Here is a 13911-nt window from a genome sequence, read left to right on the forward strand (position 1 = left end):
CCGTCGTCTGGGCCGCCGTGATGCTGGACGACAGCGACGTGCTGGCCGCCGAGATGGCACCGTCGGTCTGGGTCTTGGTGTAGTAGCCAGTCAGCAGGGTGGCCCGCACCTGCCCGCCTGACAGAATCTGGCTCTCGAGGGTGCTGACCTGCGCAGAGATCGCGCTGTCCGTCTGGGCCTTCGTGTAATAGCCGGTCAGAGCCGTGGCCTTAACCTGCCCGGTTGCCGAGTTGTAGACCGCATTCAGGTTGCTTGTGACCGTGGTCAGGTTGTTCGTGATGCCGAGCAGCTCTGCATTCAGGTTGTTTGTGACCGTGGTCAGGTCGTTCGTGATGCCGAGCAGCTCTGCATCCAGCGCCGAAAACGCAGTCGAGAGCGTCCCGGTGAACCCCGCCACCAGCGCGTCATGATCCTCGCGCACCGCCTGGGCCGCCAGCGCCGCGGCCTGCGCCTGATCGGCGGCGGCCTCGGCCTGCGCATCGAGCTCGGCCAGCCGCTCGGCGAACGCCGGATCGAGATAGTCCACCGGCGGCGTCGTGACGCTGATCCAGCCGCTCCAGACCGTCGCGCGCTCCGAGACCAGCTGGGCGCGGACCTCGTAGGCCGTCTCCGGCAGGATGCCCTCCGTCACCAGCGCCCGGCCCGACGCGACCGCGAGGACCGAGCCGGCCGCAACCGTCTCGGCCGTCGCCTGCACCCGGACCTCCCACTGCAGGCCCCGCGCATCCTCCGCCTCCTGCCCGGTCCAGGTCATGAGGATCGCGGGCCGCGTCGCCACCCCCGTGGCGTTCCGGATCACGGTGGCGCTGGCCGCAAAGGCCGGCACCGTGATCGGCGGCGGCACGCTGACGCCGGGCGCCGCGATCGGCGAGGGCAGCAGGTCGGAGGCGGTCCAGTTGTAGTCGCCCGCATCGCGCTCCCGCAGGCCCACCGACTGCGACATGGTCATGAGATCGTCGGACATCTCGAAGATCTCGAAGCTCTTGGCGGCATAGCCATGCCGGCTCGAGCTCCAGCCGATCGCATCGAGCGGCTCCAGCACGGCAGCCTCCGGGGGCAGCACCAGCCGGTGCCGGCGGAACCGGCGCTCCTCGCGGATCCAGCCCTCCATCAGCTGCTGCACCTGCGCCCGGTAGGGCACCGCGGGCAGGCGCAGGTCGGCCACCAGCCGGCGCCCGCCGTCGGCCGCCTCGAAGGCGGCGTTGTAGCGGGGCGGCGCGTCCTTCACCTCCCAGAGGCTGTCGGGCTCGGGATAGGCCGCATGCACCCCGTTCCAGGTGTCGGAGAGGCCCGGAAACGGCTCGAGCACCTGGTCCTGATCGGCCAGCACATCCTCGTCGGTGATGAAGAGAACGGGCAGGCCCGGGCCCCCCACGCGCACCTTCCAGGTCCCGCCCACGTCAACGATCTGCCCCGAGCAGGCCTTCAGGAGCTCCTCGATCACATCGGCCGGCTCCTCCTCGACCGAGATCTCCAGTCCGGCGCGATACTGGGCGGCGGTGGCGCCGGCAGGCACCACGTCGCACTCGTTCATCGCGGCGGCCCAGGAGGCCAGCGGCAGATCCCCGGCCGCGCATTCCCCGCCCCAGCTGTTGCCGTCGGGCAACCGGATGCCCCGCATGATGTTGTAGACCATCACGATCGGGTTCGTGGTCTGCGTCCAGGTCGCGGGGGTCGCCCACCGCTGGCTGCCGGAGCCGCCGGCGGTGCTGTCCTTGCGGGGGTCGTAAAGCGGGATGCCCTGGATCTCGAACCGCACGGACGGCAGGTTGTTGAAGACCTCGCGCTTGTGCTTGAACTCCACGATCGCATATGCGGACTGGTCGGGCTACCGGATCGTGGACCGGCTGAACCTGAGCGTCCTGGTCAACCCCTACATCAAGGCGACCGAGGGCCTGACCCGCATCCATGCGACCCGCCGTGTCGGTGGACGCGTCCTTCAGCCTGCGAAGTTCCGCAAGCTGAAAATGGCAACCTCGTAAGGAGCAAGCGACATGCGCGACCTCTATTCCAACATCAAGGCGGTGCCGGCGCTCGCTCCGGCGGTGCAGGCCGCGGCGGCGAACGGGCTGACCGTGGATCTGATCAACACCTGGGGCGTGGCCTTCGTGGTCAATACCGGCGCGATCGTCGGCTCGGGCGACTTCGGCGTGAAGCTCCAGGAGAGCGACGACGGCTCGACCTGGGGCGACGTGCCGGAGACTTCGGTGAAGTCCGACGCTCCGGCCACGCTGGAGGCCTCGAGGAGCTACCGGCTCGGCTACGGCGGCTACAAGCGTTACGCGCGCGTGGCCCTGACCAAGGCCGGCGGGACGAGCATCGCGGCCGGTGCCGTGGCGATCATCTCGCCCGCCGATAAGCCGGTGGCCTGACGATGCCCGGCAAGCCCCCTCGGATCTGCGGCTGTGGCCGGAAGGTCCCGGCGGGGCTTCGCTGCGAATGCCAGGCCAAGCGGGACGCGGAACGCAAGGCGCGGTTCGACAAGACCCGGCCGAGTTCCAGCGCCCGCGGCTACACCTCGAAGTGGGAGCGGGCGCGGGCGGACTTCCTTGCCGCGCACCCGTTCTGCCGACGCTGCGGCGCCCCGGCGACCGTGGTCGATCACATCATCCCGCACCGGGGCGACCCGTCCCTGTTCTGGGATCGCTCGAACTGGCAGCCGCTCTGCGCTGCCGACCACAACAGCGCCAAGCAGATTGAAGAGCGGCGCGCAGCAAAAGGACAATGGACATGATTTTCGCCACCAACGGCGCGAAATGCTACATCGGCGGGGTGATCGCCGACCCCGGCGCGGACGTGACCGAGACGACCTTCGCCTCCCAGAGCTGGACCGAGATCAAGGAAGTCGAGAGCCTCGGCACCTTCGGCGACAGCGCCTCCGAGATCACCTTCGAGTCGCTGAACCAGAACCGCACGAAGCGCCTCAAGGGCACCCGGAACGCGGGCGCGATGGATCTGATCTGCGGCCTCGACTATGCCGACGCGGGCCAGCTCGCGCTGATCGCGGCCGAGAAGACGATCCACGACTACGCCTTCCGCATCGTGTTCAACGACGCGCCGGCCGGTGGCACGCCTTCCGAGCGGATGTTCATTGCCAAGGTCGCGAGCGCCTCCGAGGCCATGGACGCGGCCAACGCGGTCCTGAAGCTGAACGCCTCGCTCTGGATCAACTCGAACATCGTCCGCGTCGCGGCGGCGGCGGCGTGAGGCTGAGATGACCGCGGCGACGCTCGATGCCCTGAAGGCGCAGCTCTCGTTCACCGACGACATGGGCGGCGTTGATGACGCGCTTCTCGAACTGAAGCTTGAGGCGGCGCGGAACTATGTCGAGCGTCTCCTCGGCTTCAGGATCGCGGAGACCTTCGGGGGCGACGGGCAGGACCCGGTGCCGCCCTCGATCGAGGAGGCGATCCTGCAACTGGCCGCGTGGTGGTATGAGACCCGCGAGGCGGCCGGCCCCGGCGCGCGTGAGGTGCCCTTCGGCGTCCGAGAGATCGTCGCGGAATATCGGGAGTGGAGCTTCTGATGGCGGACGATGGCGGTCTCGGCAAGTTCCAGCGGCGGATGCGCGCGGTCCCGAAGGCGGCGCGTGAAGCCGTCCAGCCCGCGCTTGTCAGGCAAGCCGAGGCGCTGGCCTCGACCATGCGGGCCGTTGCGCCGAAGGACAGCGGCGATCTCGCGGGGTCCATCGCCGTCACCGGGCCGGGGCAGACGACGCCGGCCTATTCCCAGCCGGGCGGCGCCATGATGGTGGGCGAGAACCAGTCCGCGGTGACGGTGGGCAACAGCGACGTGCGCTATGCGCATCTGGTCGAATACGGGACCACGAAGAACGAGGCCAAGCCCTTCTTCTGGCCGTCCGTCCGGCTGCATCGCGCCCGAGCCGCCGCTGCGATCAAGCGGGCCATTGGCAAGGCGATCCGGGAGGCGGGCCGATGAGTGCGGAGGCCGCCGTTCAAATTGCCCTCAGGCAGCGGCTCGCGCTCGACGCGGGCGTGACCGCGCTTGTTCCGGCCGGGAACATCCTCGACGTGAACCAGCGCCCGGCCCCCTCGCCGTCGATCATCTTGGGCGAGTCGCAGGCGGTGGATTCGGGCGACAGCTTCGCCCGCGATCGGCAGCGGATCTATCACACGCTACATGTCTGGAAGAAGGAGCCTTCGCTCCAGGGCGTGAAGCGGATCTGCGGCGAGATCCGGCGGGCGATCCATGCCGACCGCCTCCTGTTGCCCGTGGGCTTCCACGCGGCCGACGCCCGTGTGTCGGACATGCGCCAGATGCGCGACCCGGACGGCCAGACCTCGCACGGCGTCGTGACGGTCGAAGTTCTGGTTCAGGAGGTGGCGTGATGCAGGCCGGCAAGCTCTCCCGCGTGATCGAAATCCACGGCGCCACCTTCGCCGTTGACGACTTCGGATCCCCGCTGCCGACATGGACGAGGAAGGCCACGCTGCGCGCGGAGATCGTCACGGCCGAAGCGTCCGAGTTCATCCGCGGCTGGGGCGTGAGCGAGGAGACGGCCATCGTCTTCCGCACCCGCTTCCTCGACGGGATCACCATGTCCGACCGGGTGAGCTTCGACGGCCAGCACTTCAACATCAAGGGCGTGGCGCCGATCGGCCGCCGCAGGGGGCTGGAATTGCGCTGCGTCGCCACGGGAGGAGAGGCATGATGCGCGGGACGAAACCGCACCTCCGGGCCGATGCAGAGGCCATCACCGATCTTACGGCGCCCGCGTGGCTGTCCCGTGCCGCTGCGCTGGAATGGTGCCGCGTGATGCCGATCCTCACGGAACGGAAGATCCTCACCGTCGCCGACCTCGGCAGCCTTGAGAACTACTGCGTTGCCGTTGGCACCGTCCGCGAGATGGAGACGATGATGCAGGACGAGGGCCGCGTGATCGATACCCCGACCGGGCCGAAGCGGCACCCGGCGGTGGGCATCCAGTCCGACGCCATGACCCGTGCGCGCCTTCTCGCGGCCGAGCTGGGGCTCACGCCTGTGTCGCGCTCGCGTCCGGCAATCCGTGAGGACGACGACGAGGACGAGTTGCTCGGATGATGCGCCCCGGCTGGATAGACGATGGCTCCGAGATCCCCGACCCGCTGGGCTACGGGGAACGTGCGGTGGCATGGCTGAAGAAGCTGAAGCACCCGAAGAACCCGGCCATGGGCCATCCCTTCCAGCTCGATCCGTGGCAGGAGCGGATCGTGCGGCGGATCTATGGACCGCGCCACCCGGACGGCTCGCGGATCGTGCGCCGCGTCGTGCTCCTCCTGCCGCGGGGCAACCGCAAGACATCTCTTTGCGCCGCCCTCACGCTCCTGCATCTCATCGGCCCGGAGCGGACGCCGGGCGGCCTGACGGTCTCGGCCGCCTCGGCGCACGAGCAGGCGCTCGAGCTGTTCAACGAGGCCGCGCTCATCGTCCAGCACGATCACCGGCTGCGGAAGCATCTGAACATCCGCGAGTATGTCAGCCGCATCGCCTTCCCCAAGGAGGGGAGCCGCTATGTCGCGGTGGCCGCCGATGGCAAGGTGCTGCACGGCAAGACCCCGAACGTCGTCATTGCCGACGAGCTGCACGCTTGGGAGGGCCGCGCCGGTCTCCGGCAGTGGGAGGCGCTGGACAGTGCCCTCGTGAAGGTGCCGGGCACGCTGATGATTGTCGCCAGCACCTCGGGCCGCGGGCAGGAAAACCTCGCGTGGAAGACCATCGAATATGCGATCCGCGTCCAGAAGGGCGAGATTGACGACCCGGCCACGCTGCCGGTGATCTTCATGGCCGAGCCCGAGGACGACTGGAAGGACGAGGAGCTTTGGCGGGCGGTCAACCCCGGCCTGCCCTACGGCTACCCGGACCTCGACAGCTACCGGGACAAGGCGCGCAAGGCCGAGTTCTCGCCGTTCGAGCGCGACAGCTTCCTTCAATACAACCTCAACCGCTGGCTGGATCAGTCCAGCTCGCCCTTTGTCGAGATGCACGTCTATGACCGGGGCGCGCACGAGGTTGACCTCGATGAGCTGGAGATGGTTCAGGCCCCGTGCTGGCTCGGCGTGGACCTCTCGAAGAACGAGGATCTCACCTGTGTCGTGGCGGCATGGGAGGACGGGCAGGACGGCTATCAGGTGCATCCCTGGTTCTTCTGCCCCGAGGACAACCTGCGCGCCCGCGGCGAGCGGCACGGCGTCGATTATGTGACCTGGGCGGAAGAGGGCTTCATCATCCCGACGCCCGGCAACACCGTGGACCTGCGCGCGGTGGAGGCGCACATCCGCGAGCTTTGCGCCCGGTTCAACGTCCGCGAGATCGCCTTCGACCCGACCTATGGGCGCGCCATGATGGCGAACCTCGTGGACGATGGGCTTCCTGCGGTCGAGTTCCGGCAGGGTTGGGTGACGATGGCACCGGCCGTGAAGGAGCTGGAGCGCGCGATCCTCGCGGTCATCTTCAAGCACGGCGGGCACCCGGTCCTGCGCTGGAACTTCGAGAACGTGCAGCTCCATGTGGATGCCGCTGGGAACCGTTCGTTCCACAAGGGCAAGTCCGGGAACAAGATCGACGGGGCGGTGGCAACCGCAATGGCCGTGGCGCGCGCCGCCGCGGGCGAAGAGCAATTCACCACATCAGCGTCGTGGTTCACCGACGACATGTGGACCGCCTGAGGAGGGCTGAATGTCAGGAGATCAGGAACGGCTGGTGGTGCTCCTCGAGGCGCGCATCCGCGACTTCGAGAAGAACATGCAGCGGGCCGAGCAGCGCGGAACGCGGTCCTACAGCCGGTTGCGCCGGGACTCGCGCTCGGCAACGCAGGCCATGGAGCAGGACATGGTTCGCGGCACGTCCCGGATCAACCAGGCGCTGGCCTCGACCTCGGCGCAGATCGGCACCTTCGGCCGGGCGTTCCTCGGTGGGCTCGCGGGCGGCATGATCACCGCGGCCTTCGCCGGCATCTCGACCAGCGTCACCGACACCGTGCGCAGCGTGGCGCAGCTCGGCGACGAGGCCAAGCGCGCAGGCCTGTCCGCCAAGGCCTTCCAGGAATGGAAGTTCGTGGCCGAGCAGAACCGTATCGGCGTGGACAGCCTCGTGGACGGCTTCAAGGAGCTGAACCTGCGCGCCGACGAGTTCATCGTGACCGGCGCCGGGCCGGCGGCCGAGGCCTTCCAGCGGCTCGGCTATACCGCGGCGGCGCTGCGCGAGGGACTGAAGGACCCGTCCGAGCTGATGCTCGAGATCATCGGCCGGATGCAGGACCTCGACCGGGCGGCGCAGATCCGCGTCGCCGACGAGATCTTCGGCGGCACGGGCGGCGAACGCTTTGTCGAGCTTCTCAGCCAGGGCGAGGTGGGCCTTCGCAAGACGATCAGCCGCGCGCATGAGGCGGGCGCCGTGCTCGATGCGGAGATGATCCAGAAGGCGGCCGAGCTGGATCGGAAGTTCCAGGAGCTGACGACCTCGGCCGGCAACTTCTTCAAGGCCGTTGTCGTCGGCGCGGCAGACGTGGCTGCCGAAGCCGCGGACCTTCGGAGCCGGCTGGACAACATCTTTCCCGACCGGGCGCAGGCCGACGCGCTTCTCGGCGCCGGGGTGGCCGATGCTCTGGAGGAAGACCGGGACGCGCTCGACGCGCATGCAGAGCAGGTCGCGCGCATCCGGCAGGCGTATGAGCAGCTCGGCGACCGGGCCGCGGCACTCATTCCCGAGATGCGGCAGGTCGCCGCCACGCTTGAGGCATGGGGCTACAGCGACGCCTCGGCAGAGCTTGCGGCGACGGCCGACGAGACGCGGCGGCTCGTGGAGGGGATGCGCGACGGCACGATCAGCGCGGAGGAGTTCGAGACCGGCCTCACGTCCGTCACGACCCGCGCGAATGCCGCCATGTCCGCCCTTGATGAGGTCGATCGAGCGCAGTTCTCCAACGTGATCGCGGGCATCGGCGGGCTTGTCACCGCCCTCGCGAAGGCCATCGGCATGGCGCGGAACCTCCGGGACGCGCTGCCGGGCGGATCTCCGGCCACCTCGGACGACGAGCGGGGCGGCAACACCGGGAACGCCCGCGACGCCTGGACCGGGACGAAGAACGCCCCCCGCACCTCCCCGCGTCCGCAGCGGCCGGGCGTGGACAGCATGGGCGACTTCCTCGACGCGGGCGCCAGTGCCGGCGGGGGTGGTGGAGCGGCGCCGAAATCGGAATATGCGGGCGAGGTGATCTCGATCCGCGAGGCGACGGCCGCGCTTGAGGCCGAGGCCGCAGCCCTGAACGCGGCAGAGGTTGCGATGCAGGGCTATGCCGACGTGGCGGACTATGCCGCCAAGCGGGCCGAGCTTCTGGTCGCTGCGCAGAAGGACGGCAAGGAGATCACGCCCCAGCTTGCGGCCGAGATCGACCAGCTCGCGCAAGACTATGTGCGGGCGGCGCAGGCCGCGGATGATGCGCGCGATCGGCACGAGGCATTCGAGGATGCGCTCTCGCAATCGAGGGCCACGCTGGAAGGCGCCTTCACGGGGCTGATCACGGGGGCGCACAGCTTCTCCGACGCGCTCAACATGGTGATCGCCAAGCTCGCCGAGATGGTCGCCAGCAGCGCCTTCGACGGGCTTTGGAGCGCGGGCCTCGGCAGCGCGGTGGGCAGCGCCCTCGGCGGCATGGGCTTCTCGGGGGGCGGCTACACCGGGCCGGGCGGCAAGAACGAGCCCGCTGGCGTCGTCCACAAGGGTGAGGTGGTCTGGAGCCAGAGCGACGTTGCGCGCGCTGGCGGCGTGGCCGTGGTCGAGGCGATGCGGCGAGGATCGCGGGGCTATGCGTCCGGCGGCGTCGTGGGCGGATCGACGGGCAGCACCAGCGGCGGCGGCAAGTCCGAGGTGCTCGTCACGCTCTCGCCCGAGCTTGAGGCCCGCATCCTGAAACAGGCCGAGGGGCAGTCGATCGCCATCACGCAGGCCGGCGTTGCGCAGCTCGACCGAGCGTTGCCCGTGCGCTTCGACCAGATCGCCAAGAACCCGAGGAGGCGCTGATGGCCTATTCCTTCCCGCTCACGCGTGCCGACTTCTTCGCGGGCCTCACGATCGAGACCTGCACCTTCGACCTGCCGGAGGTGGTGGAAATCAGCCGGACGGCGGCCGGTGAGGTGCTGACCGCGGATCTCGGCCCACGGCTCTGGCGCGGCCGGATCACGTTGCCCTATCTGACGCATGCGGAGGCCGAGGCGGTGAAGGCGAAGCTGCATCTGATCCGAAGCGGCGGGACGAGCCTCCTCGTCTATCCTCCGCAGAAGCCCGCGCCCGTGATCGACCCGACCGGCGCCGTCCTGGGCGGCGCCTCGCCCGCGATCAACGCGCTCTCGGCCAACCGGGAGATGAAGCTCGAGGGGCTTCCCGTGGGCTACCGCATCAGCGAGGGCGACTTCCTGAGCTTCACCTACGGGAGCAACCCGACCCGCCGCGCGCTGCACCAGGCCGTGACCGCAGGGACCGCGAACGGATCCGGGATCACCAACTTCTTCGAGGTCGTGCCCGCGATCCGGCCGGGGGCGGTGACCGGCGCAGCCGTGACGCTGATCAAGCCCTACTGCAAGGCGGTGGTCATTCCCGGCACGGTGAACCCCGGCATCGCCGCCGGCCTCTATACATCAGGGATCAGCTTTGCATGGCAACAGACGCTGCGATGAACCGACTCAAGCGCCAGATGTGCGCCGCTCTGACGGGCGCTCTGGCCGGTGGCAACCCTCCGGTGCCCGAGGCCGGCGCGTTGCTCTGGCGGGCGTTCTGGCAGGTCTCGCGGTGCCGCACGATGCACGCCGCGGGGCCGAACCCGATCGGCTGGACCGAGCTGGAGGCGTGGTGCCGGCTGATGCGCGTGCCGCTCGAGCCGCATCACGTCGAGATCATCGCCGCGATGGACGACGCTTGGCTCGATCACGCCTACGCAAACCGCGGTGGGCGGGCGGCTCCGGTGAAGTCGAGCCAGCCGCTCACACCCGAATTGCTCGACGCCTTGTTCGGCGGCTGAGAGCGAAGGCAGGATGCGCCTGGGGCCAGCCGCCTCGCAAGCATCCCGATCAGACGGTGAGTGCGCAAACCCCGTCAGTCCTGCCTGTCGCCGTCGATTACCTGAAACAGCGGCAACTGTCGTTCCCCTGGTGCCGCAACGATCTCGCGAAGGTGCGCAAAGTATACCTCTAGACTGCGCACTTGCTCCGGTGTAGCGGTCTGCGCCCTCTCTTGGCTCCCCTGGATCATCGCCTCGACAACATCAACAAGTTCTTCGCGGTCAAGGCCTCCGTGCGCGGACGCCACTGCAACCACTGCCTGCAAAGTAGCTCGCAGCCCGTAGGTCTCCAACTCTAGTTCGCCGACGCGTTTGCCTAGCGCTTCGATTTTGTCGAACGCGAACTGAAATGCCTCGTCTACGGAATGAAACGTCAGATCTTCTCTCACCACGGCCCTCTCACTGACTTTGCTTCGCCAGATAGCCCTTTGCCTCTAGCCATTCGGTGACGATCTTGTCGAGGAGGGACGAGACCGACCGCCGATCCTCGGCCGCGGCCTTGTCCAGCGCTGCCTTCGTATCGGGCAAAAGCCGGAAGGAGATCGGGGAAACTTTCGCCGTCATTTGTATTCATCCGTATTGACAGGGCCGCCGTATGTGTAGTTAAGTGTATTCGTTCCACCGCAGGAACGCAACCTTCAACTACGGATGCATCAATGACCACCATGAACGCGATTTCCGCGACCGCCCCCGCTTTGCCTGCGAAGACCCTCGCCGATTTGCAGACTCAAGCCACGATGCTCAACGGCCTCGCCGAGGCTACGGCGGCCATCGCCAACGACGTGCAGACGGTGAACAGCAAGGCCAGCAATGGCCTGTATGCCCTTCTGGAGGTTCTGGTCCAGAAGAGCGACGAGCTTGCGCGGGATCTGGAAAGCCTCGAGCGGGAGGCCCGCTCATGAGCGAACGCCCCTATTACCGCGCCTGCGCCGTCCTCTCGATCATCCAGGCGCACATTCTCGCCCATGATTCGACGGTCGATCCTGACATCGCCTTCCGTGGCAGCTACCTCCCGACCGACGCGCTGGAGCTTGCCGCACGCGAGCTGTCTGATCTGCTCGAAGATCTGGAGGAACTGGAGAAGCGTCGCAGTGCCGATGCCGCGCAGAAGGCCGCGGCCTGACCTGTTACCCCGAGCGTTACCCCAGAGCAGAAACAAGAAAGCCCGCTTGCGCGGGCTTATCTTATGTAGCTGATCCCTGAGGGATTTTTGGCTCCGGCGGTAGGGATCGAACCTACGACCAATTGATTAACAGTCAACTGCTCTACCGCTGAGCTACGCCGGAACTGAAGGCCGTATAGCAACGGGATTGAGGCACGTCCAGAGCGATTTTGCAGCGCTTGCATTCTTTCTTCGCTCTGACTTCGGGGTGGACCGCGCCGGTTTTTGCCGGCAACTGTATTCAGGTTGGCTGAGTCTCCCAAAATCAGGTTTCGCCAGCGATCATGCTGTTGAGCACACTGAGCAGTTACTGGCCGTCGCCGTCAAGGCTGCGCATTTCACGGAATTCGGCTATCCGTTCCACAAGCATCCGGCTGGCCGTTCCATGAACATCCGGCCACGCTCATGAGGGGCCTGCGGGGCTTTTCTTCACTGTGGATCGCGCGGTCCGCGTCCAAGGGCACTGGTGGCGCGGAGGGTTGTCCACGGGAGGGACCCGCGCGCCCGGCGCCGCGCCCACCACGAGGCTGGCGGTGTCGGGCGCATGGGAGGGACCGGTGGGCAATGCGGGATGAGGGACGCGCTCACTGGCTAAACCTAGGCCGGCTGTCGGCGCCGGTCTTGCGCAGCGATGGTCCATCTACCAGGCCGCTGAAATATTCGACGGCCCGGGATATTGTTCTTCGGCACACCGGTCGAAGTCGGGGCTGGCCCAAGGTTTCGCGCGCCATTCCGCCGCCTGTCGTCTCAAGCGGCAAGCAGCCTCGGCAGCCGAGCGAAGTTGCAGGCCGCCATCGTGAAGGTGAACTGCGCACCGACGCGCTTCACGCCGCGCAACATGGTCTGCGCCATCGGCCCGACGGTCTTAGCCCAGCCGAAGGTGAGGAGGATCAGGCAACGATCCAGCGGATCGTTGCCCCGACGCAAGTCGATCTTCTTCCGGCAGCGCTGCGAGAGCGCGTAGCCCTCGTGCCGTGTGGTCCGGCCATCTATCGCCGAGAACCGCGCCTTTTGCGCCACGTGCGGTGTGACGCAGGCCTGCCGCAGTTCCTGGACGAACTCCTCGGCGTCATAGGCCTTGTCGGCACCGAGCGTCAGCCGTCTCGTCGAGCCGGGCGAGTGGCGGTGGACCATGTCGAGCGCGGCCTTCCGTTCGGCATGACCGTCCGCCTGCGTGACCTCGGTCTGCACCACTAAACCGTGGCGGTTCTCCATCAGGGTATGGCCCATGAAGCACAGCACCGCACCAGCGCCGGGAGATTTCTTGTAGAGCCGGGCCTCCGGATCGGTGACCGAAGCGTGGGTGGCGTTCGAGCGCTTCTGGCCCCGGAAGTCGACCTCGGCATTTCGGGTTCGGGGTTTCGGCGGGGTCATCGGGGCGGTCTCGGGCTTCGTCTCGGTGGGTTCAGCTTCGGCGGCAGGCGGAGGGGCTGGCGGATCGTCGGGACCGCCGCCGGGCTCTGCCGCTTCCTGCTCGGGCTTCGGCTGGAAGCTCTTCACTGACGCCCAGGCCTTGATCAGGGTCCCATCCACCGAGAAGTGCTCGTCGGAGAGGAGCGGCGCAATCTCGCGATGGGCGAGGATCGCGGCCAGAAACTTCTGCGCAATGTCCGTCGTCAGCAGTCGGTCGCGGTTCTTGCTGAACACCGTGGCCACCCAGACCGGATCGTCGATCCCCAGCCCGACGAACCAGCGGAACAGCAGGTTGTACTGCATCTGCTCCATCAGCTGGCGCTCGGATCGGACCGAGAACAGGATCTGGATCAGGCTGGCGCGAAGCAGACGCTCGGGTGCGATCGAAGGGCGGCCGTCGGCCGCGTAGACCCGGTCGAACTCGGCATCCATGCTGGCCAGCGCGTCGTTGACGACCCGGCGGATCTTGCGGAGAGAATGACGGGCCGGGATGCGCTCCTCGAGGTCCACGTAGCTGAACAGCGACCCGCTCGTCTCGTCCGTCCCGCGCATCCAGCGATCCCCTCGTCCTGCCCGGACGGGTGAATCACGTTCTGCATCCGGCGTCGAGGCCAGGGGTTTTCAGCAACCTGCTAGGGCGTTGCGGTAGGCGTTGTGAACCAGCCGGTCGAGGATGGCGTCGGCGAAGATCGGCTCGCCGATAACGTCGTGCCAAATATCCACTGGGAGGCTGGTGACGATGGTGAAGCGGCGGCCGTAGCGTTCCCCGACAATCTCCATGAGGTCTCGGCGCTGCGTGGCGGTCAGACGGTCGGGGTCCCAATCGTCGAGGAGTGAGGAGGATCTGCGGGCCTTCAAGTGGAAGGACCGCCCGCCGAACGAGGTCGACGCGGGCGATCCTGCGGAACAGCCGGTCGAAGCGCCCGGCGCCGTGCTCCCGTTCGAGATTGGAAAAGAGCCGTGGCAACCGGTGACAGAAGGCGGTGCGGTCGGCTCAGCTGGCGGCATGGCCGAGCGCGCGGGCCAGCCAGGACTTTCTCACGGCGAGCCCTTGTGCGCCATTGGGTTAGGCTCCAGGCTCATTGGATCGTCGAAGCCAGAGCAGGACGGTTGCGGCGAGGGCGACGGCGGAGAGGAAAGTCTCTGGGTATCGGTCGTATCGGGTGGGGATCCGTCGCCAGTCCTTGAGCCGACCGAACATGATCTCGATGCGGTTGCGCCGTTTGCAGTGCCTCTTGTCATGTTTCACGGCGGTCTTTCGGGACTTCCGACCAGGGATGCAGAC

At 67.5% G+C, this 13911-nt stretch carries 21 protein-coding genes and 1 tRNA gene; 15 read left to right on the top strand and 7 right to left on the bottom strand.

The window, feature by feature from the left end:
• On the bottom strand, positions 1-1804 hold a 1804-nt coding region (locus tag FG154_RS19055), incomplete at its 3' end, for a phage tail protein (protein ID WP_246100455.1).
• Between FG154_RS19055 and FG154_RS19060 the strand changes: the two genes are divergently transcribed.
• The 13 genes from FG154_RS19060 to FG154_RS19120 are packed head-to-tail and all read left to right on the top strand — an operon-like array spanning position 1794 to position 10012.
• On the top strand, positions 1794-1982 hold the full coding sequence (locus tag FG154_RS19060) for a phage major capsid protein (RefSeq protein WP_246100457.1): 189 nt from the start codon (positions 1794-1796) through the stop codon (positions 1980-1982). The genes FG154_RS19055 and FG154_RS19060 overlap by 11 nt on opposite strands.
• 12 nt (positions 1983-1994) lie before the next feature.
• Complete coding sequence (locus tag FG154_RS19065) at positions 1995-2372, top strand: hypothetical protein (protein ID WP_145111362.1); 378 nt, start codon at positions 1995-1997, stop codon at positions 2370-2372.
• Between the two features lie 2 nt (positions 2373-2374).
• The gene (locus FG154_RS19070; protein WP_145111365.1) at positions 2375-2734 is read left to right on the top strand and encodes an HNH endonuclease signature motif containing protein; all 360 of its coding nucleotides are present in this window, start codon (positions 2375-2377) and stop codon (positions 2732-2734) included.
• Positions 2731-3207 (top strand): hypothetical protein, encoded by a 477-nt coding sequence (locus tag FG154_RS19075; RefSeq protein ID WP_145111368.1) that lies wholly within the window; start codon positions 2731-2733, stop codon positions 3205-3207. Before FG154_RS19070 ends, FG154_RS19075 begins: the two co-directional genes overlap by 4 nt.
• Before the next feature lie 7 nt (positions 3208-3214).
• Positions 3215-3526, top strand: coding sequence for a head-tail connector protein (locus FG154_RS19080; RefSeq protein WP_145111371.1), 312 nt, complete (start codon positions 3215-3217; stop codon positions 3524-3526).
• Complete coding sequence (locus FG154_RS19085; protein WP_101340811.1) at positions 3526-3939, top strand: HK97-gp10 family putative phage morphogenesis protein; 414 nt, start codon at positions 3526-3528, stop codon at positions 3937-3939. Before FG154_RS19080 ends, FG154_RS19085 begins: the two co-directional genes overlap by 1 nt.
• Positions 3936-4349, top strand: a complete 414-nt coding sequence (locus FG154_RS19090) for a DUF3168 domain-containing protein (protein ID WP_145111374.1) — start codon at positions 3936-3938, stop codon at positions 4347-4349. The genes FG154_RS19085 and FG154_RS19090 overlap by 4 nt, the downstream gene beginning before the upstream one ends.
• Positions 4349-4672: a phage head closure protein gene (locus FG154_RS19095; RefSeq protein WP_145111377.1), complete on the top strand. Its 324-nt coding sequence runs from the start codon at positions 4349-4351 to the stop codon at positions 4670-4672. Before FG154_RS19090 ends, FG154_RS19095 begins: the two co-directional genes overlap by 1 nt.
• Entirely contained in the window at positions 4672-5061 is a 390-nt protein-coding gene (locus FG154_RS19100) for a phage terminase small subunit P27 family (RefSeq protein WP_145111380.1), read from the top strand. Before FG154_RS19095 ends, FG154_RS19100 begins: the two co-directional genes overlap by 1 nt.
• Positions 5058-6665 carry a terminase large subunit gene (locus tag FG154_RS19105; RefSeq protein ID WP_145111383.1) on the top strand — a complete coding sequence of 536 codons (1608 nt, stop codon included), beginning with the start codon at positions 5058-5060 and terminating at the stop codon, positions 6663-6665. The genes FG154_RS19100 and FG154_RS19105 overlap by 4 nt, the downstream gene beginning before the upstream one ends.
• 10 nt (positions 6666-6675) lie before the next feature.
• The gene (locus FG154_RS19110) at positions 6676-9018 is read left to right on the top strand and encodes a phage tail tape measure protein (RefSeq protein ID WP_145111386.1); all 2343 of its coding nucleotides are present in this window, start codon (positions 6676-6678) and stop codon (positions 9016-9018) included.
• Entirely contained in the window at positions 9018-9671 is a 654-nt protein-coding gene (locus FG154_RS19115) for a hypothetical protein (protein WP_145111389.1), read from the top strand. Before FG154_RS19110 ends, FG154_RS19115 begins: the two co-directional genes overlap by 1 nt.
• Positions 9668-10012, top strand: coding sequence for a phage tail assembly chaperone (locus FG154_RS19120; protein WP_145111392.1), 345 nt, complete (start codon positions 9668-9670; stop codon positions 10010-10012). Before FG154_RS19115 ends, FG154_RS19120 begins: the two co-directional genes overlap by 4 nt.
• Before the next feature lie 74 nt (positions 10013-10086).
• Here FG154_RS19120 and FG154_RS19125 read toward each other — a convergent pair whose 3' ends face one another.
• Both FG154_RS19125 and FG154_RS21125 read right to left on the bottom strand, forming a co-directional pair.
• Positions 10087-10440: a hypothetical protein gene (locus FG154_RS19125; protein ID WP_145111395.1), complete on the bottom strand. Its 354-nt coding sequence runs from the start codon at positions 10438-10440 to the stop codon at positions 10087-10089.
• Between the two features lie 10 nt (positions 10441-10450).
• Positions 10451-10615, bottom strand: a complete 165-nt coding sequence (locus FG154_RS21125) for a ribbon-helix-helix domain-containing protein (protein WP_186312447.1) — start codon at positions 10613-10615, stop codon at positions 10451-10453.
• A 92-nt stretch (positions 10616-10707) separates the two neighbouring features.
• On the opposite strand from FG154_RS21125, the gene FG154_RS19130 reads away from it, so the two are divergent.
• Positions 10708-10953: a hypothetical protein gene (locus tag FG154_RS19130; protein ID WP_145111398.1), complete on the top strand. Its 246-nt coding sequence runs from the start codon at positions 10708-10710 to the stop codon at positions 10951-10953.
• The gene (locus FG154_RS19135) at positions 10950-11174 is read left to right on the top strand and encodes a hypothetical protein (RefSeq protein ID WP_145111401.1); all 225 of its coding nucleotides are present in this window, start codon (positions 10950-10952) and stop codon (positions 11172-11174) included. The genes FG154_RS19130 and FG154_RS19135 overlap by 4 nt, the downstream gene beginning before the upstream one ends.
• 88 nt (positions 11175-11262) lie before the next feature.
• Here FG154_RS19135 and FG154_RS19140 read toward each other — a convergent pair.
• From FG154_RS19140 to FG154_RS19155, 4 genes are all read right to left on the bottom strand, one after another.
• Positions 11263-11337 (bottom strand) — tRNA-Asn (locus FG154_RS19140).
• 623 nt (positions 11338-11960) lie between these two features.
• The gene (locus tag FG154_RS19145) at positions 11961-13178 is read right to left on the bottom strand and encodes an IS5 family transposase (RefSeq protein WP_145111403.1); all 1218 of its coding nucleotides are present in this window, start codon (positions 13176-13178) and stop codon (positions 11961-11963) included.
• A gap of 69 nt (positions 13179-13247) precedes the next feature.
• Positions 13248-13406: an ATP-binding protein gene (locus FG154_RS21585; protein WP_246100458.1), complete on the bottom strand. Its 159-nt coding sequence runs from the start codon at positions 13404-13406 to the stop codon at positions 13248-13250.
• Positions 13407-13692: 286 nt separating this feature from the next.
• Positions 13693-13911, bottom strand: a 219-nt coding sequence (locus tag FG154_RS19155) for a transposase (RefSeq protein WP_145111406.1), incomplete at its 5' end; no start/stop codon positions are given.

Source organism: Cereibacter sediminicola (assembly GCF_007668225.1).
In the GTDB taxonomy this organism is placed as follows: domain Bacteria; phylum Pseudomonadota; class Alphaproteobacteria; order Rhodobacterales; family Rhodobacteraceae; genus Cereibacter_A; species Cereibacter_A azotoformans.